General features: G+C 59.3%; 16 protein-coding genes and 3 tRNA genes. 9 read left to right on the forward strand and 10 right to left on the reverse strand.

Annotated elements, in window-relative coordinates; translation table 11 throughout:
• Positions 1-32 precede the first annotated feature (32 nt).
• Positions 33-1433, reverse strand: a complete 1401-nt coding sequence (locus tag NZ740_03540) for a UTP--glucose-1-phosphate uridylyltransferase (GenBank protein MCS6771081.1) — start codon at positions 1431-1433, stop codon at positions 33-35.
• Positions 1434-1516: 83 nt separating this feature from the next.
• Here NZ740_03540 and NZ740_03545 point away from each other — a divergent pair, with 83 nt between their 5' ends.
• Both NZ740_03545 and NZ740_03550 read left to right on the forward strand, forming a co-directional pair.
• On the forward strand, positions 1517-2170 hold the full coding sequence (locus NZ740_03545) for a hypothetical protein (GenBank protein ID MCS6771082.1): 654 nt from the start codon (positions 1517-1519) through the stop codon (positions 2168-2170).
• A gap of 63 nt (positions 2171-2233) precedes the next feature.
• A complete protein-coding gene (locus NZ740_03550) occupies positions 2234-2821 on the forward strand; it encodes a YceI family protein (protein MCS6771083.1) in 588 nt (195 codons plus the stop codon).
• Between the two features lie 82 nt (positions 2822-2903).
• Here NZ740_03550 and NZ740_03555 read toward each other — a convergent pair whose 3' ends face one another.
• Genes NZ740_03555 through NZ740_03565 form a run of 3 tightly spaced genes read right to left on the reverse strand, consistent with a single transcriptional unit; the run spans position 2904 to position 5700 of the window.
• Complete coding sequence (locus NZ740_03555) at positions 2904-4025, reverse strand: DNA topoisomerase IV subunit A (protein MCS6771084.1); 1122 nt, start codon at positions 4023-4025, stop codon at positions 2904-2906.
• A gap of 17 nt (positions 4026-4042) precedes the next feature.
• Positions 4043-4936, reverse strand: coding sequence for a decaprenyl-phosphate phosphoribosyltransferase (locus NZ740_03560; GenBank protein MCS6771085.1), 894 nt, complete (start codon positions 4934-4936; stop codon positions 4043-4045).
• Positions 4933-5700: a polyprenol monophosphomannose synthase gene (locus tag NZ740_03565; GenBank protein ID MCS6771086.1), complete on the reverse strand. Its 768-nt coding sequence runs from the start codon at positions 5698-5700 to the stop codon at positions 4933-4935. Before NZ740_03565 ends, NZ740_03560 begins: the two co-directional genes overlap by 4 nt.
• 83 nt (positions 5701-5783) lie before the next feature.
• Here NZ740_03565 and def point away from each other — a divergent pair, with 83 nt between their 5' ends.
• Positions 5784-6350, forward strand: coding sequence for a peptide deformylase (def, locus tag NZ740_03570; GenBank protein ID MCS6771087.1), 567 nt, complete (start codon positions 5784-5786; stop codon positions 6348-6350).
• Positions 6351-6416: 66 nt separating this feature from the next.
• Here the strand turns inward: def and NZ740_03575 are convergent, their stop codons facing one another.
• The 3 genes from NZ740_03575 to der form a co-directional block, all read right to left on the reverse strand.
• Positions 6417-9350 carry a PKD domain-containing protein gene (locus NZ740_03575; GenBank protein ID MCS6771088.1) on the reverse strand — a complete coding sequence of 978 codons (2934 nt, stop codon included), beginning with the start codon at positions 9348-9350 and terminating at the stop codon, positions 6417-6419.
• 315 nt (positions 9351-9665) lie between these two features.
• Positions 9666-12209, reverse strand: coding sequence for an ATP-dependent helicase HrpB (gene hrpB, locus NZ740_03580; protein ID MCS6771089.1), 2544 nt, complete (start codon positions 12207-12209; stop codon positions 9666-9668).
• A gap of 27 nt (positions 12210-12236) precedes the next feature.
• Complete coding sequence (der, locus tag NZ740_03585; GenBank protein ID MCS6771090.1) at positions 12237-13574, reverse strand: ribosome biogenesis GTPase Der; 1338 nt, start codon at positions 13572-13574, stop codon at positions 12237-12239.
• A gap of 896 nt (positions 13575-14470) precedes the next feature.
• On the opposite strand from der, the gene NZ740_03590 reads away from it, so the two are divergent.
• Complete coding sequence (locus NZ740_03590; protein ID MCS6771091.1) at positions 14471-14737, forward strand: RNA-binding protein; 267 nt, start codon at positions 14471-14473, stop codon at positions 14735-14737.
• Between the two features lie 267 nt (positions 14738-15004).
• Here NZ740_03590 and pyk read toward each other — a convergent pair whose 3' ends face one another.
• On the reverse strand, positions 15005-16468 hold the full coding sequence (gene pyk, locus NZ740_03595; GenBank protein ID MCS6771092.1) for a pyruvate kinase: 1464 nt from the start codon (positions 16466-16468) through the stop codon (positions 15005-15007).
• A 138-nt stretch (positions 16469-16606) separates the two neighbouring features.
• Here pyk and NZ740_03600 point away from each other — a divergent pair.
• Together NZ740_03600 and NZ740_03605 are read left to right on the forward strand one after the other, a co-directional pair.
• A tRNA-Val gene (locus NZ740_03600) sits at positions 16607-16683 on the forward strand.
• Positions 16684-16781: 98 nt separating this feature from the next.
• Positions 16782-16857: transfer RNA gene (locus NZ740_03605), tRNA-His, on the forward strand.
• Positions 16858-16972: 115 nt separating this feature from the next.
• Here NZ740_03605 and NZ740_03610 read toward each other — a convergent pair.
• Together NZ740_03610 and NZ740_03615 are read right to left on the reverse strand one after the other, a co-directional pair.
• Positions 16973-18715 carry a Na/Pi cotransporter family protein gene (locus tag NZ740_03610; protein ID MCS6771093.1) on the reverse strand — a complete coding sequence of 581 codons (1743 nt, stop codon included), beginning with the start codon at positions 18713-18715 and terminating at the stop codon, positions 16973-16975.
• Entirely contained in the window at positions 18705-19241 is a 537-nt protein-coding gene (locus NZ740_03615) for an 8-oxo-dGTP diphosphatase (protein MCS6771094.1), read from the reverse strand. Before NZ740_03615 ends, NZ740_03610 begins: the two co-directional genes overlap by 11 nt.
• Positions 19242-19626: 385 nt before the next feature.
• Between NZ740_03615 and prfA the strand changes: the two genes are divergently transcribed.
• The 3 genes from prfA (at position 19627) to NZ740_03630 (ending at position 22207) form a co-directional block, all read left to right on the forward strand.
• Positions 19627-20718, forward strand: a complete 1092-nt coding sequence (prfA, locus tag NZ740_03620) for a peptide chain release factor 1 (GenBank protein ID MCS6771095.1) — start codon at positions 19627-19629, stop codon at positions 20716-20718.
• A 173-nt stretch (positions 20719-20891) separates the two neighbouring features.
• Complete coding sequence (locus NZ740_03625) at positions 20892-21821, forward strand: TRAM domain-containing protein (GenBank protein ID MCS6771096.1); 930 nt, start codon at positions 20892-20894, stop codon at positions 21819-21821.
• A 310-nt stretch (positions 21822-22131) separates the two neighbouring features.
• Positions 22132-22207 (forward strand) — tRNA-Lys (locus tag NZ740_03630).
• The last annotated feature ends 7 nt before the right edge of the window (positions 22208-22214 follow it).

Raw genomic sequence — 22214 nt, forward strand, 5'->3', positions numbered from 1 at the left:
TGTAATCCGACGATACACATTCGTCGGGCTTATCAAAGTTCCGCGCTGATGTTTTCGAGAATTCGGTCCGAAAGGAAGGCCTGGGCAGGTTGGCGATTGACCACTGTTACGGAACCGCGAATCACCACATTCTTCCCGAAACGGATGTCTCCCACTACCTTTAGCGATTCGCAGGCGACCAGCGAGGGAGCCCCGTCAGGAAAGCGAGCGGCGAAATCGCTCCAATTCTTGTAGTGCGCTGTGTCGAGCTTTATCGCGGGAGGGATTCCGTTCCGCGCAGGCACCAGTTCCAAGCGATGGTCGAGGCTCAGGGCGTAGGCATCGGACCACAGACCGAGGAGGTCATCCGTGGTTTTCACGGGGCTAAATCGGGACCGGGGCACCTCAATCGCGATGGCGCCAGGAAGGGCGCCAATGGCGGCGCCCATCGCTGTTTCCAACTGCAAAACGGCAGGGGTGGAAGGATCTTTGGGATCCACGGTCTTTCGATTCACCATGACAGGGAGGTCCGGCGGACCGCCGTGCCGTTCGATGAAATGGGAGAGGGCAAGCAGGTCGAGCCAGAGGTTGTTCGTATTGAAGAAACGGTGGCGCGTGATGTCCTGGAAGAAGTGTGCTTCCTCCGACGGGCATTGCGCCGATTCGCGGAGGATGTATCCGCCTCCCTTTTTTCGGGCCAGGTGGCCCCCCTTGCGGTCGGCGGCGGTTCGGGCGGTCACTTCCATCATGAACGGCGCACCGGAATCCGCGAAATAACCTAGCAGGCCGACGTCCAGGCCGGCGCCGAGATTGTCCGCGTTGGAGACGAAGGCGTAGCGGATTCCGGCTGCCAGTAATCGTGCCGCGATTCCGGACCCGAAAAGCGCCGCGTACAGGTCGCCATGGCCTGGCGGACACCATTCCTTAGAAGGGTCCGCGGGCCATTCCACCGGCAGGAGAGTATCCGCGAGAAGCCGGGGTATACGGTTTTGCCGGAAGGAGAGCGGCGCCGCCTGTTCCGAAAGCGCGGGGTATGCCGCCAGCGCACGGAGCGTGTCCGCTTCCGTGTTGTAGCTGTTCATCAGGAGGAGCGGAAGCGGCGCACCGCAGAACTGTCGGAGATGAAGAATTTGACGCGCGATGATGTCGAGGAACGTCAGACCGTCCTTGACGGGCAGAAGGGATTTCGCCCGGTCGAGGCCCATGCTTGTACCCAGCCCGCCATTGAGCTTGATGACGGCGGTCTGCGCGAGGGCCCGCTCGCCCGAAGCGGTGTGGTGCGCAGCATCGGCCGCGGTTGGCAGCGATCCGACCGGTTCGATCTCGGATTCGGCGATCAAGCCGGATTCCCCGGAGGCGACGCGCAGGAAGGCTCGTTCGAATCCGGCGAGAAGAGCCGATGTGGCGCCATCCGCCTGCAATTTTTTCAGTGCGGCTCCAAGCCCGGGGTGCATGGCAGATATTTATTCGTTCGCGTTGAGCGTTGCCACTCGAATATTGTCTGAAAGGTTTACCGGCTGTCTTCGATAAAAACGCTGTGCGTACGAAAGAGCAGATCGCCGACGAGCTGACCCGCCTCGAGGAAGCAAACTATTACAGCGAGGATTTCGAATGGCTGTCCTCGGTGCGGGCGTATCGCGATTCTCTTTGCCCGGAAGAACAGAACCTTCTCGCCGAAATTGTGGCCAGCCGTTTGTTGCGGGAAGGATCTATGACGGATGTTCTCATGTGCTCCATCATCCATGTGCCTTCAGCCGGGTCCGTCCTGGCTGCCAAACTGGACCGGGAGGTTGTGCCTTCACAGTTGACACGAGCTCTCATTACTGCGCTGCAGCACTACCGGGGCGACGATGTATTCCGGGCCGTGGCTCGTTTTGTGGATTCAGATCAGGAGAACGAGGCCTTGCGCGCGCTGGCCAAAATTGATTTTCACCGGGCGCTGCCGTATATAGCTCGCGCGGCGCGGGTGGAACACCAGCGCGACCTGGTCCTACATATCCTTCATGACCGATTCAAGGAGCGCGGGCGTCTGCAGGAACTAGCGTTGGAGCTTCGCGCCTTTGCAGCGGGATGGCAGGATCCCGACTTTCTCGGGTCGATTGTTCGGTTGCTCCGCTGCAAGCCCGAGCTGTACAACCCCTTTCGCGAAGAGGAGATTTGTTTTCTTGAGTCGGAACTTTTGTCATCTTAATTGTTCGGAATAAAAATTTCGGCGCCCTCTGCGCCGCAACTTCAATCAAAGGAGAAAGAGTCGATGAAAAAACTGAGTGCTGTTTTTGCATTAATCGCCATAGGCTTCTCCGGCGCCCTGCGCGCCGCGACGTATGAGGTCGATCCATCGCACTCCCACATCGGGTTCGCCGTCCGGCACATGGTGGTCGCAACGGTCCGAGGGACCTTTGACGAATATGTGGGATCGTTCAATTATGATCCGGAAAACCCGGCGAATTTTTCGGCATCGGCGACCATCAAGACGGCAAGTATCAACACCCGTAATGCGAAGCGGGACGATCATCTTCGCAGCCCTGATTTTTTTGATGCCGAGCAATTTCCCGAAATCAAATTCGAGACGACGGGCGCCGAACTGGCCGGCGATCAACTCGTGGTGCGCGGAAATCTGACCATGCGAGGAGTGACGAAGGAAATTATCCTGCCTCTCACCTTCAGTGGAATCGTCAAGGATCCCTGGGGCAACACGCGAGTAGGCTTTGAGGGATCGACGACAATCAATCGTCAGGATTGGGGCATTTCGTGGAGTAAAACGCTGGATACCGGTGGCCTGGTCGTTTCCGATGACGTGAAGATCGAGCTCAGCGTTGAGGGCATTCAAAAGTCGGAGTGACAGATCGATCGGCGATCGATAAAAGCCCCGCCCAACCTGGGCGGGGCTTTTTTTCTGGATCCCTGCGAGAATGGCGGGCCGGTCAGGGCAGGAACTGGCCCTTTTTGATTTTTTCGGGCAGGTAGTGTTCGAGGACGAAGTTGAGGCCGTGCTTGGCAAATGCCTGCTGTTCGATGCGGACGCCCATGTCGATCATTTGCTGGAGCGCCTGCTGCCACTCCTTGTAGTGTTTTACGAACGGATCGTTTTTCAACGCGTCTTTTGCGCGCTTGATGTCCGCCTCCTCAAGCGGATGCGTCGCGTCTTCCAGGTCGTAGTCAATGATGTCCTGCGGCGTCACGCCAAGGAATCGGCAGGTCGGGACGCAAAAATATCGGTTGATGTGGGCGGCCTGGCCGGAGCCGACCTTGAGGGTGCGATAGATGTTGCAGTAGCCGTACGGATCGCCGTCGGTGAAGGCGAGGACAGGAATTTTTTGCTCATCCGCAAGCCGGCGGATGAAGCGGCGGCACGCGCGCGTCGGTACGCCGCTCATAGAGACAAGGATGCAGTTGGCCTTCGCATAATAACGGTGGTGGACGAGCCGTTGAAACAGCGAGGCGGTTTCGACGGCGAGCACAAACTTCGCGCGGGTTTCGAATTTCAGGTGTTCGACGCGGGAGGGGATGCTCCACGCCCCCGTGCCGAGCTTGGTGCAGTCGATCCGGATGGGTTTGCCCGATTCGGGGTCCTGGTCGATCACGATCAGCGGTCCGCAAACCTCGCCGCCGCGTTCCTCCGGGATATACCCGAGCTGCTCCCGGTTCACTCCGAGCATCGCCTCGATGTCATCAAGCAGCGTGTCGGATTCCGGCTGCTCGTCGAATCGGCATTCGCCCCAGCTTTTGGAGTTGTAATAAATTTCCCGCTTGCCGGCGATATCGTTCTTGTCGAGCAAGTCATTCTTCGTCGTTGCGAGCAGCCGCATGGACTGCGCGAAGGTTTTGACGGTGTTGTAAGAGAGGGTCCGCGTCGCCATTCGGTTCAAAATCTCGAAATGGCCCGTTCGCGGGTCGTACTTGACATTGGCCAGCGAGCGGATCGGAAATCGGAGGGCGGGTTTTTTCCTCCGCTGGACGATGTCCTGATAAACGTTTTTGGCGACGTCGATGATTTTTTTCGACGCAGCCTGTTTGCTGATGGTTTCGGGAGTATCTTGGCTCATGGGGTCCGACGAATCTCCTAGGTCCAAACCAGCAAGCCGAGGATGAGCGCGCCGTACAGCGCAAGGTTCAGTAGGAGCGGCGGATCGGTCAGCAAAATGTGCTCCGGTCGGTCACCGAGCTCTCGGCGATACACGAGGTCCAGGTAGCGGAACAATCCATAGATGACGAACGGGATGGTCCAGCCGAGCTTGTGAGAGCCGAACTTTTCGACCGTATCGGGCCAGAACGTGTACAGACAATACGCGAGGAGCGTGGCGGACGCGATCATCGGGATCAGCACGTCGAGCAACTGGCGGTCGTAGGAGCGCAAACTGGGGCGTGTGGCGCCCTCTCGCTCCCCGAGGGCGACGAGCTCATGGCGGCGCTTGCACAACGCGAGAAAGAGGGCGAGGAGCAAGGCGCACAGAAGCAGCCATGGGGAAATCGCGACGCCGGCCGCGAAACCACCCGCGAGCGCCCGGAGCACAAATCCGATCGAGATGACCATCACGTCGACGAGCGCCAACTCCTTGAGGCCGAACGAATAGGCGGCCTGCAGCGCGAGGTAGCCCGCGATGGTGGCGAAAAAAGGCGCGCCAAGAAGCGGTGCAAGCGCCAGCGACATCGCGATCAGCAGGACGGCCAGTCGGATTCCGAATCGACGGGAAAGCGCGCCGGAGGCAAAGGGCCGGTTTCGCTTGGCGGGATGAAGGCGGTCAAGCTGCGCATCACGCAGGTCGTTGACCACGTAAACGCCGCTGGCGGCAACGCAAAAAACGAGGACTCCGGCAAAGGCGCGCGCGATGGCGGGCAGGCCAACACCTTGCGAAGGGTCCCCGAGCGCAAAGAGAACCGGGGCTAGAACCGCGACGTTTTTGGTCCATTGTTTCGGTCGCAGCGCTTCCAGCGTGCTGAGGAACACGGAACTCATGCCGGGACGGCCCGCGACGCGACGCTTCTCGGATGATACTCGCGGGGTGGGGAACGGCGGAATTTCGAGCGAAAGAGAAGTTTCCAAACGAGCCAGAGCGCCTCGCGGACGATCGCAGAACTCATTTTCGAGGCGCCGGACCTGCGTTCTTCGAAAACGATGGGAACCTCAACGATTCGAAAGCCTTGCATCCACGCATGGTGCGTCATTTCAATTTGAAAGGAGTAGCCGTTGGATTTGATCTGGTCGAGGTTGACCGTCTCCAACACGGCGCGTCGGAAACACTTGAACCCCCCTGTGGGGTCCGTGAAGGGCATTCCCGAGATGATCTGGACGTAATACGCAGCGCACTTGCTTAGAATCAATCGGCCAAGCGGCCAGTTGATCACACGGATTCCGCCTTTGTATCGGGTGCCGAGAACCAGGTCTGCTTGCTGGGCCGCCTCGCGAAACTTTGGAAGATCGGCCGGATTGTGCGAGAAGTCGCAGTCCATTTCGCCGATGAATTCATAATGACGTTCGAGGGCCCATTTGAAACCGGCAATATACGCGCGGCCGAGCCCCTGTTTTTTTTCACGATGCAGAACCCGGATGCGGGGATCTTCCGCGGCCATCCGGTCGAGCAATTGGCCCGTGCCGTCTGGCGAGTTGTCGTCGACAAACAAGATATCCGCCCAAGGAGCATGACGGTGAATCGCGGCGGCCATTTCCCGGACGTTCTCTATCTCGTTGTAGGTCGGGATAATGACGAGGTAGTCATTCATTCGACTGCACTGTAGGTTTTGACACTTGGTGGGGCAAGCGTTCGATGATTGTACCCCGATTGGACCGCCGATATAGTGAGCGCGTGAAACTTGAACTTCGATACTACGGCGACCCGATTTTACGCAAACAAGCCGAGCCCGTGCGCGCCTTTGGCATGGAATTGCGAAAGCTGATCGACGACATGCTCGAAACGATGCGCGCCGCCCAGGGCATCGGCCTCGCAGCGCCCCAAGTGGGGTGGTCCCAGGCGGTCGCAGTCATTGAAATGCCGATCGATTACGATCTCGACGAGAACGGGCAGCGTCTGAACCCGGATGCCGAGATGCCCCTGGTGCTCGTTAACCCGGCCATTCGCAACTCATCGAAGAAAATGGATTTATATGAGGAAGGTTGCCTGAGTTTTCCGGGAATCCGGGCTGAAATCGAGCGACCGTACGAAATCGAAATTGCATTTCAACTGCCCGACGGCACGTCCAAGATTCAGACCTTTCGTGATTTTCTCGCCCGGGTGATCCAGCACGAGGTCGACCACCTGAATGGCGTGTTGTTCATCGACCGGATGTCCTCCGCCAAGCGCTTCGCTCTCGCAGGGAAGTTGAAGCGTTTGAAACGCGAGACCGAGGAGCGTCTCGGGGTTTCCCCGGCATAAGCAGCCTCCCTGCGCAAATGTGGGGTCCCCTCTATTCGGCGCACCACCGCGTGCATTAATCAAATGCTAAGGGGCCAACCGCGTTGTGTATCGGAAAAAACTGCCCACCGAATGGGGAACCTGGATCCAGATGATGGATCCGTTGCCCGGCAGATCCTGAGCATGGGGAACAGCGAGCCATTCCCCATTGTCGGTCAGCGCTTCGGTGGCAAAGAGTGAATAGACGCGGCCCGTGACGGTCGGAATTCCAATCCAAAGAGGCATCTCCGGATCCATTTGCGTCCGGGGATAAGAGGCGCCGTCAATCGGAATGGAGCCGGCGATGTACTCGTCCAGATTGTTTAATCCGTCCCCGTCGTTATCGTCAGTGGGTACCGCGATTACGGGGTTGCCGAAGTAGGCACTCTCAAAGTCATCCGGCAGGCCGTCGATATCGGTGTCCCACGCCTCATCTTCTTCGATACGGACCCGTAGCTCGGCGGTCAGCCCGATGTAGTTTGGATCACCCTCGATAGCCACATGGGCAACCACGGCGGTCTGAAACGGGGGACCAGGCAGTCGATTGTCCACCACTTGTGCGGAGACGGTTGCACCGACAACCCAGTTATAGGGGGTGAAGGTCACTGTTGCCGTAAGATTTGTGAGGAACGATCTTTCGCTAATACGGACCACCACCTGGGTCGAAGGTCGGCTTCGCAGTCGCAGGGTGTACGCGAGCGTTCGACCCTCGAGAACATGCATGTCTGTGGATTCTAGAGCGATTCCCGGCGGGCCGGAAAGACCGAAGTCCAATGACTCCCTCGAGGGGCCGATCGCAACCGGATTATCGAACGCCGGTTCGAACTTTGCGCCGGCGCATTGAGTGCGGACGGTATAAATCCCTGCTTGCAGGTTGAGGAGTTGAAATGATCCGTCGCTGAGCGTACGCGTCCATACGGCAGGCGATATAGAGACGCGGGCGCCTTCCATCGGGGATCCATTCGCGAGCACGCGTCCGGCGAGCCGAAAGCGATTGACGTTGCCGACCCGCACGGCGATCGCTGCGGAAGCCCGGCCACCTTTCCTGTCGCTCGCGGTACATCGTACCAGGTATTCACCGGCCTCGGTCCAGCGATGGGTGACTGTAGACTGGTTCAGGGTCTGGGTAAAAATCTGGGAGTGAAGACCAAAGTCCCATGCGTACGCGAGGGAGTCGCCGTCCGGATCCGATGCGGTTGCCGTAAACACAAATTCTGCATTCACTGCTCCATTGGTTGCGGATGCCGTCAACAGAAGCTGAGGGGGGCGATTTGTTTCACCGCTATCCAAGTGAACATAAACCTCGATCCATTCGGAGGGCGTCGCGCCTCCCCTGGCGACAGGGGTGATGTGGATTCCGGCCGCCTCATCGCTGAACGTTCGGCCGAGCAGGAGGGCGGCATCCCATTTGTCTAGATTGTCGGCAAGAAATGCGGGAAAGCCCTGGCTGTCATTGGAATAGGGCGTCATGTCAAGGAGGATGACACCATCCTGTCCGTAATTCGGTTTTTGCCAGTCGATTTGGACACCGTGCCGCAGCCATTCGTTGGTCGTGTAGGCCATGCGATAGGTGAGCCAGTACTGCCGCTGGTTGCCCGTGTAGTCGCTGGAAGGACGTTGAATACACGCCGCAAAGGGGCCTTGTGTCGCAGACCGATGATCATGGCGATAAATGCGGATGATTCCGCTGTTGGTCACCCATGCGATCTGGTTCGTCCCGATCCAAGAGAGCCGATGTTTTTCGCCCGCGGCGAAATGCGCTGTGCGATCGTTCATATCCGGGCTGATTTGCGAACTCATGAGGGAAAATCGGTGAGCGTATTCCGTCCATTCCGCGTTGACCTCATCGCCAACGTAACCGCCTGGCGCCGAATCCCGCCCAATCGGCGTGTCGCAATCGGTCCGCCAGTAATTTGCATGAAACAGTCCCAGGTTGTGCGCGAATTCATGGCCGGTCGTGCGAAGGGTGTAGTGAGGGTGGACAACGTGGAATCCTGGCATGCCGATCCATGCGATGCCGGCATAGGGGAAATCGATCCGGTTGTTGGAGGTCGAATGTTCGGCCGATAATACGCCATAAAAGTCATAGTTATTTGCGTCGTAGCCTGCCTGTCTTGCCGCTCGCCGGGCATCATCGAGCAGTTCGATAAATCGATTTGTGTAGTACTGTCCGTTTTGGGGCAGCCGGACGATCTCGGGCACCACGGTGATGGTCAGCATCAATCGGCCAAAGGACGCATCTTTCATGTACTCGGCGACATTCACCATCGCATTGGAGACCGCGGAGATGGAGTCGGGAAACCCGGTGGCATTGGGATAATCGCAGACGATGAAGAGCATCGTCTTCGAGCCCGTGGTATAGGACGAAGCGCCAGGCTGGCCGCTGCCGGATCCACCTCCGCCTCCACTCGGGTCGGGCTGAGCGGCCGGGTCAATGTCATCTTCAGCCGCGCGGAGGGCGGCAGCCCATTTTTCCACGGCGCCGGCGTTTTCAAACGCGAGGACCTCACCCATCGATTCAACCCAGACTTTGCCAGGCTCCAGCCCGCGTATGACGGCCTCATCCGCGGGAATCACGCGTACAGGCTCGTCCGACAAAGCGAGTTGGTCGTCGACGGCGATACCAATTGCTGAAAGCTTGAATTTGCTGGTGACGTCCAGCCGTCTGCCATAGGTGTGGACGGCAAACCTTCGATTTCCATCATCAAAAAATCTCGAAAGGCCTCCGTTCGAACGCTCAGGCAAACCGCACATGACCATGACTTCGTATCGCCCAGCCGCATGCACAGGCTCTTCGAGAAGCGACTCCACTTCTGCTGGGAGAAGCCGGCGAACGCGATATGAAATCGCCCGACGAAGCGCCTCTTTGGGATTTTGCCGGATCAACTCCTTGAGAGCGGTGCGGCGAGCGGCTGCGAGCGCGATCCCTTTATCAAGCATGGCGGCCTGGCGGCTGCTGCCGGACGCGACCCAATCGTACATCCAATTCTCAAAAGCCTCGAACGGTTCGTCAGACGGCCCTGCGGACTGAGGCGGGTGCGTTATATCGGAATAGGGTGACTCCGCAGACGTCACCGGTTCACAGCAGGAGCAAGGAGACGACAAATTTGAGGAGGGATCTTCCCCCCTACAAGCCTCAGACGGACCAATCCGGCTGAGCGGGTCTGCGTCTCGGAGCGCCAAGAGACCCGCTGCAAGACACAGGCATGGAAGGGTCCGCAACACTGGCATACCACAACTGATTTCTGAGCAGAATTCGTGCCTTGCTTTGCGGATTCATGCCTCTTGGGAAGCAAATCATCGCCACTCATGCTTGGGATATTTTCGTTGCAACTCCTGCTTGATTCGCGGGTAATGATCCTTCCAAAAACGCCCCAGATCCTGGGTGATTTGAACGGGCCTTTGGTTTGGCGCGAGGATCTGAACCGCTAAAGTCACTCGGTCCATCGCAACCTTAGGCAGGCGGACCATTCCATACAGATCTTGAATCGTCGCCGAAAAGTACGGAGGCTTGTCATTTGAGTAAGAAACTTTCGCCGTTCGACCGGTGGGCAGTCGGATTCGTTCCGGCGCGTGCGTGTCCAACAGCCGGCGTTGCTCCGCTGTCAGCCAGTTCATCAAAATCGGTTTTATCTCGCGATCTTTGATTTCTTTATAGCTATTTGCATCTTTGCAAATTTGAGAAAGAATTTCTTTTCGGTCGGCGGCTGTCAGGATAGGCAGACCTAGTTCGGGGCACCAAGCGGCGAGGCAGTTGGCGCGGGTAATCCACTCTTCGACCGACTCATCCCAGCGTTTGAGCTTCAACTCGCCATTCGCCACGCGCTCCGCCAGTATCCTCGCTGCTTGCTCCAGTGGAGGGCGGTCCGAGCGGGTCGCTTGAAGGATCAGATCTCGAAAAAGTGTTCTGTTTTCAGCGAATACCCGCTTGGATTCGGAATCCCAGACGGCAACCGTCTCTGATCGCACGGCTCCGGGAAAGATTTCGCCAAGCCACTCCGGCTCAATGGCCGTAGCGAGGGCAAGCTGAACCTCCACCTCGCGGCCCTCGACCTCTGTCACATCCGCGGCGACGAACAGGGGGTGCTTTTGCACCACACTCGACCTCGACAAGGTGCCGGACCGATTGTGAACCATTCGGCAGCGCAGGGTCCCGGAATCGACTCGCCTAGCCACGTGGTCTGCAAAGCCACACAAGATGCATTTGCGGACGGCGACATCATCAGCGGGAGGGGCCTCCACGTTCAGTCCCTGAGCTGTGGACAATTTCAGGAACATTTCAAAAAGCGGAAGGACCTGGCGAGCGGCCTGGGCATGGATGCCGACCCGACGGCAGGCGTCCGTGGAAAAGTTGTGCTGCAGCGCATAATTCCAGGCCCGCATGAGCGGGAAAAAATCGGACGTGTCTCTGTCGCCAAAAAGATCTTCTCGGCGCTCGGCGGTCTCGCGATCGACATTTCGCACAAACAAGTCCCGGCCCTGTGTGAGCGCTGCGATCAGCGCAACCTGTCGAGCGCCGCCGTATTCGGAGGCCGCAACCATCATCCGCGCCCACCTCGGGTGCACTGGAAAAGCGAGCATGCGACGGCCGAGCTCGGTCAGTTGTCCGGTCGATTCGTCCGCCGCGCCGAGGTCGCGCAGGAGGGTTTCGGCGCGGTCGAGGCTGCGCGGGTCCGGCGGCTCAAGCCACGGAAAACTCCGAAGGTCGGCGAAACCGGCGGCCTTCAACACGAGGGCTGCCTCCGCCAAGTCGAGTCGCCGCACCTCCGGCGCTTCCTGAGCGGGTCGGCAGCGATGCTCGGCTTCGCTCCACAGGCGGATGCACAGCCCGGGCGCTGTTCGGCCGGCGCGCCCGGCGCGCTGATCCGCAGAAGCTTGGCTGATTTTTTCCACCAGGAGCGTGTTGATGCCGCGGTGAGGGTCATATCGCGGGATGCGGGCGAGACCCGAATCGATGACGAGGCGGATGCCGTCAATTGTAATGGACGTCTCCGCCACGTTCGTCGCGACCACGACCTTGGGGCGCGCATGCCGAGAAACGGCGAGATCCTGTTGGTCGGGGGGCAGCTCTCCGTGAAGCGGCAACAGCAGGCGGCCAGATGATTCGCGTGTTTCGCGAAGCGCGGCGATGGTGCGCTGAATTTCATACGCGCCGGGCATGAAGATCAGCGCGTCTCCCTCGAAGCCCGCCCGAGCGATTTCTGCAAACGCGGCAGCCGCCTGGTCCCATACCGGGTCTTCGTCTTTGCGATGGCCGGAGGACGTCCTGCCTCGGTACCGAATCTCTACGGGAAAGGTGCGCCCTTCGGATTCAAGGATTTCACATGGCGCCAAATATTCCGCAACCGGTCCGGGGTCGAGTGTGGCGGACATCACAATCAGGGCGAGATCCGGCCGTGTTGTTCGTTGAAGCTCTCGCGCTCGCGCCAGCGTGATGTCCCCATACAGGTGGCGCTCATGGAATTCGTCGAAAATGACACAGGATACGCCGTGAAGGGAAGGGTCGGCGACCATCTGGCGCAGCAGAATCCCCTCCGTTACATAACGAATCCGCGTGGCTGACGAGCACACGGATTCGAAGCGCACCTGATAGCCCACTTCACGGCCCGGCGGGACCCCGAGTTCGTCCGCCACGCGGGCCGCGAGCAGCCGCGCCGCGATGCGGCGCGGCTGCAGCACGACAACCTGGCCATTGCCGAGACACCCGTTTTTGAGCAGCATCTGAGGAACCTGGGTGGATTTACCGGACCCGGTCGGCGCGCGGATGAGCAGGCGACGAGAACGGCGGTACGCGTCGGCAAGTGTCGCTTCGATGTCGTAAATGGGCAGTTTCGAATTCATCGCAAACGGCCCCTATCCGGGGAACGTCTAGCGCTCATGGCTTGAGCGATAGACAACGACAATGGGCGCACCTTCCAGTCCAAGCGCCTCGCGCATTGCCCCGATCAAATACGCCTGGTAGGAAGGCACAGACAATTCCGGCTGATTCACGAAAAAACAAAAGCGCAGCGGGCGCGTGCCGGTCTGCACCGCATAATAAAATTTGAGTCGTTTCCCGCCCACGCGCGGCGGGGCGACCCGAGCGACTGCGTCATGCAGGATCTTATTCAGGGTGCTGGTCGGGATCGTCGTCGAAATGTGCGCTGCGACCGCATCGATCGTCTCAATCGCCCTTCTCACATGATAGCCTGTGGTGGAGGACACGAAGACGACGGGCGCAAAGGACAGAAAATAGAGTTCGCGGCGCAACGCCTCCTCGTACTCACGCTGGGAAACTTTCGATTCTCCAGCGGCAAGATCCCATTTATTGACGAGCACAACACAGCCCTTTCGAGCGTCAAGGATCTTGCCGGCAATTTTCTTGTCCTGTTCCGTAGGCCCTTGGGCGGCGTCGATCATTAGGCCCACAACGTCCGCGCTCTCAATGCTCTGCTCCGCGCGGAGGATGCTCCACCGCTCGATGGGATCCTCGGCTCGCCGCAGCCGGCGGAGGCCGGCGGTATCGATAAGCCGGTAGTGCCGCACCTGGGGCCCTTTTCCGATGGTGAAGGGAATTTCGATGCTGTCGCGAGTGGTGCCCGGAACGGGAGATACAATCACGCGGTCGCTCTGCAGAACCCGATTAATGAACGAAGATTTGCCCGCGTTCGGCTTTCCGACGATGGCTACCCGGAGAGGTTCGGCCGCGCTTGGCGACGCGCCGGGCGGAAGGCGCTCAAGCACCGCGTTCAGCAGGCGGTCCACACCGCGATTGTGGAGCGCGGATACGGGAAAGGTGGGAAAACCCAGTTCGTCAAATTCGGGCGTCTGCGCGTCGAGGCGTTCGTTGTCGGCCTTGTTGGCGGCGAGCACGACGGGGCGCCCAGACTTTCTCAGGAGGTCGGCAACCTCCCGATCCAGCGGGGTAATGCCCGCCGTCGCATCGGTGACAAAAACGATGACTGCCGCGTCGGCGATAGCGATCTCCGCCTGTGCGCGCGCCGCCGCGGCGATTTCGTCGCTCGGAGCCGCGCCGTCAATCGCACCCAGTCCGCCAGTGTCGATCACTTCGAACCGCTGGTTCCGATGCTCCGCCTCCGCCACGATTCGGTCGCGCGTTACCCCGGGTTGATCGTGTACGATCGCAATGCGCCGGCCAACAATCCGGTTGAACAGCGCCGACTTGCCAACATTCGGTCGGCCCACGATGGCAATAGTTCGGTTCATCAGCGTGGGGTTTATGCCCTCGTTTGTCCTCACTTCACAAGCTCCCGCTGTCAAAACTCTTTCTGAATGTCCTCTGTTTTGACTCGTTAGAAATGTCCGCTTTCCGGATAGGCGGGCGGGCGGAGGCGATGCCGACGAGGCGATGCCGACCCCGTAGCCCGCGCGCCCATCCGCGACGCCAGCACTATCTCCGCAGACCTCGCCCCACGGCCTACGCTGAGTTCACAATCCTCACGTTCACGCTCAACGTCGTCCGTAGGGCGTGAGCACGCCTTCGCCCTGACGCTCTTCCTCCTCACTTGGAAGGACGCCTTCCTCGGCGTCCGAAAATATGATCCGGGACGGCGCCGGTGGAACGGCGCCCTCCGTTGCGACCCCTCGGGATGAGCCGTTCCTCTCTGCCGGTCATTTGGGGAGGGCAAGCGATGCAGGCCGCCCCCACATGGGCGGCGCCTCCCGCAAAAAATTCGTCAGCCGCAAAGGGCTGGCCTTCGAATTTGCAATCGCGATCTGATCTCAGAAAACCAGTATCGGGGTCGGACGGAAATGATGCTGTAGCCGGTGCCGTTGGCTCCGGAAATTTCCGTCGCTCAACCAGCCCAGCTACACATCATGAGGATAACGCTGTTGCCGGCGCTGTCGGCCCAACCCTCGAATAGCGTTCTGCGCATGCCTCGTACGCCCGCTCCCGACCCATCGCCTTCAGCCCGTTCGCTCCATCTGACCCATTCGAAGTTCTCCCATGGCAGCGCCCCTCCAGCCGCCGCCCTTGGGTTATTTCTATCGAATTTGCGAGGGGACATTCTCAAAGAGTCATGACAGTTTCACGAGCTCCCGCTCGACAAGTCAGCACACCAAGTGTAACTATTTTGAAATTAGCCGTTTGTTTTGATCTTATGCCAAAAGTTTTTGTTGGAAACATTCCTTTCACTGCTGACGAATCGCTAATGCGGGACTTGTTCGCGTCTTTCGGTCCAGTGGCAATCTCGAAGATCATCCGCGAACGCGATAGCGGCCGTTCTCTGGGATTCGGCTGGGTGGAACTGATGGATGACGAAGCGGCGGTGTCCGCCGCGGCTGCGCTCCACGGTCGGGACTGGATGGGCCGAAAAATCCGTACCGCTCTGATGCGGCCGAGCGACAATCGGCCGCGCATCGCATGAGGTCCACGATGCGCGCACTATTCAGATGGATCCGGCAAGGCCGCTATTTTCGCGAGCGCGCGACCCCGTCCGAAAGCTTTGAATCTTCAGTCCAGAATGGTTTCGGTTCTCGGGAGGCGTACACGTCACGCCCAAATCCGGCGTCCCTCCAGTGTGTCGGCGGAATGACGGCGTATATTTACGCGACCGCGCGCTCCGACCGCATCCCGCCCCGAAAACGCCCTTCACAGACCGCCTGGGTCGCCGACTAGGAAACTTCGCGGCGAATCACTCGACAGTCTCCATCAGGATGGTGTCGATCAACTTGCCGCCGACGTCCACCTCCGTCACGGCAACAACGCGGCTGCCGGAGCGAACGAGTCCGTGGTCCCTCAGGGCTTGAACTGCCTTGGCGAAGTTGCTTTCAGGGTTTTCCCCGAATTCCATATAGAAGGGGGTGAGCCCCCAGTGGAGCGTGAGCTGGTTCAACAGAATCTTGCTGTCCGTGAAAGCATATAGCGGAGAATGCAGGGGGCGGAGCCATGAGGCATTCCTCGCCATCGATCCGCGCCGCGTGAAGACAATCAGCGCTTCCGCATTGACTTCCTTAGAAAGCACGAAAGCCGATTTGACCATCTTGGCGCCCAAGCTGTCCATTCGGGCAGCCTCCGCATAGTTGGCGCCGCCGCTCCGTTCAACGCGGCGCGCGATACGATCCATCACCTCAATGCATTTGACCGGATAGCGCCCCACTGAGGTTTCGCCGGACAGCATGATGGCGTCCGCCTGCTCGTAGACCGCGTTGGAGACATCGGTAATCTCTGCCCGCGTCGGCGAGGGATTTTCAATCATGGACTCCAGCATGTGCGTGGCGACGATGACGGGTTTGCCGCGGATGATGCATTGTTTGACCACGCGCCGCTGGATGATCGGCAGCTCTTCATAGGGGCACTCCATGCCCAGATCGCCGCGCGCCACCATCACGCCATCTGCAGCGTCGATGATCGCGTTGACGTTGCGTACGCCCTCTTGGTCCTCGAGCTTGGCGATCACGCGCTGCGGGGCTTTTCGATAATCGAGAATCGCCTTGAGCCGCATGACGTCCGCCGCCTCTCGACAGAACGACATCGCGATGAAGTCCACACCAAGCTCGATGCCCAACTCGACATCGCGAATGTCTTTGTCCGTCAGGGCGGGCAGATTCACTCGTACACCAGGCAGGTTGATGTGCCGGCGGCTGCCCAGGACGCCTTCGGTCAGCACCTCGCAGGTAAGCTGATTCCTACGCTTCTCCAGCACCTTGAGCTGGATCATGCCGTTGTCGACGACAACGATGTCTCCCACGCGGATGTCGTCAACCAATTGATCGTAATTGACGTCCACGGAATACTGCTCTTCTGACTTTTCGCCGCGCACCGTTAGGGCGATCCGCTCTCCAGGCTTCAGGTTGAGCTGGGTGGGCAGGTCGCCCGTCCGGATGGCCGGTCCCTGCAGGTCCATCAGAATACCGACCAATTTGCCCCTTTCGACAGCGGCCTCCCGAATCCGGCTGACCAGGGCGCGGGTGCTCTCCGGCGTGGCGTGGCTCATGTTGATCCGCGCCACGTTCATGCCCGCGTCGATCAATCGGCGGATCATTTCGGGCGATTCCGTCGCCGGTCCGAGCGTAGCGATGATTTTAGTTCGGCGAATTGCGTTTACCGACCGCGGAGGACATTCCGGAACGATTTCTGAATTTTCGCTCAACGACATGATGGTTCCTTTCGACCTAACACGATACGGACGGCGCTCCGCCGGCGCAATCGCCACACCATAAAGTTTTTGTTACGCAGTCGGGGCCTCTCGACCGTCTTGACACCCTGCCCGCATCCGATACTGTCATCTTTTGCCGGGCGTATAGCTCAGTTGGCTAGAGCACTTCCTTGACATGGAAGGGGTCACAGGTTCAAGTCCTGTTACGCCCACCATTTTAACCGGATATTCTTCGGTCAACAGGCGGGGCGACTGGCTGACTCGGATTGTAGTTGATTTTCAGCGCGATCAGACGATTCTTGCCTTTGTATTGGTGACCGTAGCTCAGTTGGCAGAGCGTCAGGTTGTGGCCCTGAATGTCGCGGGTTCGAATCCCGTCGGTCACCCCACGTCGAGGTCATTTCATCCCTTCTGGAGCTATTTCAAGCAAGTTTACGTAGAATGACGTCGAAGGATGACTCCGGCCGATAAGGTTCAATCGCCGGGGTGTCGCCCTCATGCGGGTTAGAGAAAACCCTCCGCGTGGAGCTGGTCGAGAAAATCCTTGGGTTCCTGATGGGCCGGCGGCGGTTCGGGTAGTTCCGGTGCTACTTTCTCCAGCTTGCGCCGCTTGATCCAGAAATATGGGTGGCTTTCGACTAACGCGATCATCTTGGCGTGTCGGACAATCCGGTCGAATTCCGCGATGTATTCGCTCAAAAACATGCCCGCGATCGGCGCCCATTCGTGGTTGATGATTTTTTCGTTGAGGAGCGCCTTCGCGGAGAGGCTGCGCTCGGCGTAGCTGTCTCGGGCGATCAGAATCTGGTGGGCCATGCCTTGGAAGTCCTTCTGGTCCGGATCAAGGGACCGGATCACGAGAAGCAGGATGTGATCCGCCTGTTCAAACAGTTCAAACAAAGCCTGCTGAGCTTCTCTTGGAAATGCCGCTCCGCGCGTCTTCAGACGCTGTTCGGTTAGATCCGCGATATTCTCATTATGGTCGCCTATCCTCTCGATGTCGACCATGCACCGGTTCAGATGCTGGATCATGATGGCCTGACGTCTTGAAAGGTAGCGAGTGGTGAGGCGCCTCAGGTAGTCTTTTAGGGCGGTCTGAATTTCATCGACCGCCTCTTCATTGCGTCGAATCGTTCGAAGCGTTCGGGGATTGAGTCGAAACATGATCTCAGCATTGAGCCTGAAGGTGTGCTCGCAGAGCGCCGCAACGCGTTGCAGTTCACGGATCGCCAGGTAGATGGCTTGCTCCGGCTTTGCGATCGCCTCATCTTCCAAATAACTCCCGGCCTGAGGCGGCGAGCGCGACGGCATCAGCTTGCAAACCAGCCAAACAAACGGCCGGCGCATCGGGAGCACCGCGACGGCGGTCATCACCATCACCGCGGTGTGCAAATTGGCCGTTTGTCGGACCAGATCCGACGAACTGGCGCAGATGAGGGGAATCAGCAGTGGCTCTGCGACGAGGGCTAACGCGGATCCGACGAGGTTGAAAAGAAGGTGCGCCACGGCTCCCCGTTTTGCTTCGACCGACGTGCCGATCGATCCGAGGAGCGCGGTCGAGCAGGTCCCGATGTGCGCCCCCAGCACCAGCGGAAACACGGTCTCGAGCGATGAGAACACCCCAGCATCGATCAGGGCGAAAATCATTCCGATCATCGCGCCGCTGCTCTGGATCACCGCGGTCGCTGAAGCAGCAGCCGCCAGAGCGGCCAACTGGCCGAAAAACCCAGATCCTTGTGGCGCCGCCACCAGCGGGCGAATCGCCTCCCGATGGGGGGATACGGCCTCGCTCATGAGATTCATGGACAGAAAGAGTAGGCCAAACGCCGCAATCGCCTGACCCAACGCATTCCACGGGGGTCGCCGTAAGCCGAAGTGAATTATGGCTCCGAAAAGGATGGGGATGAAAAAATAGTGCCCCACCTTGAACGAGATCAGTTGCATCGAGAGCGTCGTTCCGATGTTCGCGCCCACAATCGGGCCGATCGCCTGGGACAAGGTGAGCAGGCCGGCGTTAAGGAAACCAACCACCATCACCGTTGTCGCGCTGCTATGCAGAAGAAAACCAAGCACGATCCCGAGCGCGGCGCCGACCCATCGTCCTCTCGTGGCCCGTCGAACCAGATTGCGCAAGGTGCGGCTGGCGGACTTTTGCAAGCCCTCGGTCATCCACTGGATTGAAAATAAGAACAGGGCAAGTCCGCCGCCCACGCGCAACAGAGTCAGCGCGAGGGAATCAGCGTCCATGGTCCCCCCGGGAACCGTTCGGTGTTCCAGCCTCGAGCTCGTAGCCCAGCATCGAATCGCCGTCGAACAAAAAGCGGCCTTTGAAAGGGCGGCCCTCGATCATCAGTGGGAGCCAGATGCGATCGTCCGCCCACATCTCATGGTACGGTATCGCATCGAGGGGGGTCCACAAGGGGTCCGCCTCGTCCGTCGACTGCGCCTCGCCGAGGACGTCGGCGGCTGTGAAGACGTACCCGTGAATCGAATGCCCGTCGGCGAATTGGAACAGCAGCTCTCCGGCCGGCCGGACGTGGACGGGGGTGACTCGTAATTCCTCTTGAACTTCTCGGATGGCGCACTCCAGTGGCGATTCCCCGGGGTCGATCCGGCCGCCAGGTCCATTGACTTTGCCCGCGCCGAGTCCGCGCTTCTTGCGAATGAACAGGATGTTGCCACCGCGAATAACAAACAGGAGCGTCGCCCGCTCGGCGGGCGCCCAGGTATCCCAATCGATTTCGCTGAACTCTCGGATCGGTTTCCGGACCATAGGCGATTATCTTGGAATTCATCCGAAGGGAACGCGATGATTTTTTCAGCCGGGTGCTCCCATCAGCAGCCGCCGCGCTCTTGACCTCACAGAGTCACGCGCGTACGGTTCCGAATGTGAGTACATTCGCGGCATATCTGGTTGCCATCGTTGTGATCCTGGGTCTGTGCGCTCTGGGATTATCGATCGGTATTCTACTTCGCGGTCGAGGTTTCCAGACCTGCGGGCGGGCGCAGACAACAACGGCTGACGGAGAGGAGATTGTCTGCCCCGCATGTGGACAGGGCGAATGCCGCCAGAAGAGTGACGCTCGCCGGACTTTCTCCTCTTCATCGTAGTTCGGGCCGTCGACTGGGATTGGCTACAATTTCCCGGTCTCCCCGCTATGATTGACCCTGCCTATATCGACAAGTTGACGTCGAGGCTTGCCGTCCTGGAAGCCGAGCTGGCAGATCCCGCCACTGTCGCCAATCAAGCCAGGTACCGGACGCTGCTCGCTGAGCACCAAAACCTTCAGCGAGTGCGCGAAACGGCGGACACTTATTTTCGGCTCCTTCGCGAGCGGGACGAAGCGGTCGCCCTTTCAAATTCCGATGAACCCGAATTGCGGGATATGGCGCGGTCCGAGGTCGTGCGTATCGAGTCGGAACTGCCAGCCGCGGAACATGCGCTGAAACTGGCCCTGCTTCCTCCAGACCCGGATGACAGCCGCAACACCATTATGGAAATTCGCGCCGGCACGGGTGGCGAAGAGGCGGCCCTTTTTGCCGCGGATCTTTTCCGCATGTATTCAAAGTTTGCAGCATCGCGCGGTTGGCGGGTCGCCGTCATCGACGCCAGCCCGTCTGATCTCGGCGGCTTCAAGGAAATCATCTTCAGCGTCGAAGGAGAAAACGTGTACCGGTTGCTGCGCTACGAAAGCGGGTGCCATCGGGTCCAGCGCGTCCCCGAAACCGAGGCTCAAGGACGCATTCACACTTCGGCGGCAACGGTCGCCGTGCTGCCCGAAGCGCAGGAGACGGACGAGGTCGTCATCCGGCCGGAAGACATACGCATCGACCTTTTCCGCGCCTCGGGCGCAGGCGGGCAGAAGGTCAACAAAACGGAGTCCGCGGTGCGGATCACGCATCTACCGACCGGACTGGTGGTGCAATGCCAGGATGAGCGGTCCCAACACAAAAACCGGGAGCGCGCGCTGAAGGTGCTTGCGGCGCGGCTCCTGGACCGAATCCGGTCGGAAGAACAGGCCCGGCTGGCCGGCGAGCGCCGGGCGCAGGTTGGTTCCGGGGACCGGAGTGAGCGGATCCGCACCTACAATTTCCCGCAAAATCGCGTGACAGACCACCGGATCAATTTGACTCTTTATAGCCTCGACCGAGTGATGGAGGGGGAGCTCGATCCGTTGGTTCAGGCCCTGTACGAGCGGGATTTGGAGCTGAAACTGCAGCAACACTTGGGACATGCAGCCGTGCGCTAATCTGCCGGTCCGTTTGGCGAGCTAACGACAAGACATGCTGACCAAGGGCTAACCCTGGTCTGCTGTTGCCGGGACGGGGATCTTGAGCTTGGACTTCAATCGGAATCGCTATTGATCCCCAGGATGGCGATTCTTAGCCTAATGCCGCGGATGCTACATGCTTCGGGCGTTCCATGGGATCCGAATCAACACCGCTACAGCCGACCGCGATGCCCCCGTGCAGGCGGATTTCCTTCTTTTTATTGGCCGCCGCCGTAATGTTCGCTCCGATGGGCTTGGTGCTCGCTCGCGATGAACGGGCGCCAGAGCAGGAGGTTTCCATTCTCGGGACGCGGGAAGATGCAGGGACCTCCGTCAGCGCCGGCGAGATTCTTGACGCGACACAGACCAATAGTCTGAAGCCGGAAGTCGGCCAGCGATACCGCGTTCGGCTCCTCGGCGAATCTCCCGATGGCGCGTGGATGCTCGCGCGGATTGGGGAAACCTTGACCTACGTACGCGGCGGTACATCGGGCGAGGTGGTTGAGGTTGAGGTGACCCGCGTATATCGGACCACCGCAGATGCGAAAATTCTAAGCCTCGAGACCTCCATACCTCCTGATACGGCGATCTCACCAGCGAGGAAGCCGTCGTCAGTCGAGCCGACAGTTTCCATAACCGAACCGCAAGAAGTCTACACGGGTGTGGTCGAGCGGCTCGGGAGCAAGGGAGACGGACTGGTCTACGTCGAAGGGACCCCGGTTTACATTTCAGGGGCCCAGCCCGGCGAGCGTGTTGTCTTCGAAATCACGTCAAAACGGGAGCGCTATTGGACGGGGAAGCTGCTGAGAAGAATATGGGCTGAAGAGCCTGGACGCACACGTCCGTCCGAGGCGCGGCCGTGGCGGGCGCCGCGGGTTGTCGAAGGGGCAGAATTCGAAGTTGTGGTGAGCGAACGCGAAATCCGCAACCCGGACAAAAATGGGGTAGCGCGAATCGATGGATTGGCGGTCATCGTGCCCGACTCCCGCCCCGGCGACAGGGTGAGGATTCGAATCGTCGAGCGGCGGCCCACACTGGCGCGGTCGGAAATCATCGAACGCCTACCTCAAGAGGCCAAGTAAGTGGCGCCTTTCTAGTGCGCGAGACGTTGCTGATCCGCCGCACCTTCGGTCTACGCTGCCTAAGCGGCATCATAAGATATCTTGGTCCGATCGAATTGGCCGTCGGGCAGTGTTGTGCCGAAATAGCCGGGTTTTTCCATGGTCTGTAAATTCCATGGAATGGAAATGGTCGCCGATTGATTTTCCATACGATGGAAAATTTTGCGCGGCGAGTTTAGGCCTGGGGGAGGCTGAGGGTTAGTACCGGGGCGCGGACGTTGGGTTTTTTGACAAACGTGTGTCAATCTCCTATAGATTACGGGTCTGGTCCGGGCCGGTAGCTCAGTTGGTAGAGCACGAGACTTTTAATCTTGTGGTCGAGGGTTCGATTCCCTCCCGGCTCACCACTACGAC

It is taken from the genome of Kiritimatiellia bacterium (genome assembly GCA_025054615.1).
Classification (GTDB): domain Bacteria; phylum Verrucomicrobiota; class Kiritimatiellia; order CAIVKH01; family CAIVKH01; genus JANWZO01.

What these genes read in the sequence shown, in the direction of transcription:
- NZ740_03540 (MCS6771081.1), bottom strand. Translation starts at nt 1,433, where the DNA reads ATGCACCCCGGGCTTGGAGCCGCACTGAAAAAATTGCAGGCGGATGGC.
- NZ740_03550 (MCS6771083.1), top strand. Translation starts at nt 2,234, where the DNA reads ATGAAAAAACTGAGTGCTGTTTTTGCATTAATCGCCATAGGCTTCTCC.
- NZ740_03555 (MCS6771084.1), bottom strand. Translation starts at nt 4,025, where the DNA reads ATGAGCCAAGATACTCCCGAAACCATCAGCAAACAGGCTGCGTCGAAA.
- NZ740_03560 (MCS6771085.1), bottom strand. Translation starts at nt 4,936, where the DNA reads ATGAGTTCCGTGTTCCTCAGCACGCTGGAAGCGCTGCGACCGAAACAA.
- NZ740_03565 (MCS6771086.1), bottom strand. Translation starts at nt 5,700, where the DNA reads ATGAATGACTACCTCGTCATTATCCCGACCTACAACGAGATAGAGAAC.
- NZ740_03575 (MCS6771088.1), bottom strand. Translation starts at nt 9,350, where the DNA reads ATGTACGATTGGGTCGCGTCCGGCAGCAGCCGCCAGGCCGCCATGCTT.
- hrpB (MCS6771089.1), bottom strand. Translation starts at nt 12,209, where the DNA reads ATGAATTCGAAACTGCCCATTTACGACATCGAAGCGACACTTGCCGAC.
- der (MCS6771090.1), bottom strand. Translation starts at nt 13,574, where the DNA reads ATGAACCGAACTATTGCCATCGTGGGCCGACCGAATGTTGGCAAGTCG.
- NZ740_03590 (MCS6771091.1), top strand. Translation starts at nt 14,471, where the DNA reads ATGCCAAAAGTTTTTGTTGGAAACATTCCTTTCACTGCTGACGAATCG.
- pyk (MCS6771092.1), bottom strand. Translation starts at nt 16,468, where the DNA reads ATGTCGTTGAGCGAAAATTCAGAAATCGTTCCGGAATGTCCTCCGCGG.
- NZ740_03610 (MCS6771093.1), bottom strand. Translation starts at nt 18,715, where the DNA reads ATGGACGCTGATTCCCTCGCGCTGACTCTGTTGCGCGTGGGCGGCGGA.
- NZ740_03615 (MCS6771094.1), bottom strand. Translation starts at nt 19,241, where the DNA reads ATGGTCCGGAAACCGATCCGAGAGTTCAGCGAAATCGATTGGGATACC.
- prfA (MCS6771095.1), top strand. Translation starts at nt 19,627, where the DNA reads ATGATTGACCCTGCCTATATCGACAAGTTGACGTCGAGGCTTGCCGTC.
- NZ740_03625 (MCS6771096.1), top strand. Translation starts at nt 20,892, where the DNA reads ATGGGATCCGAATCAACACCGCTACAGCCGACCGCGATGCCCCCGTGC.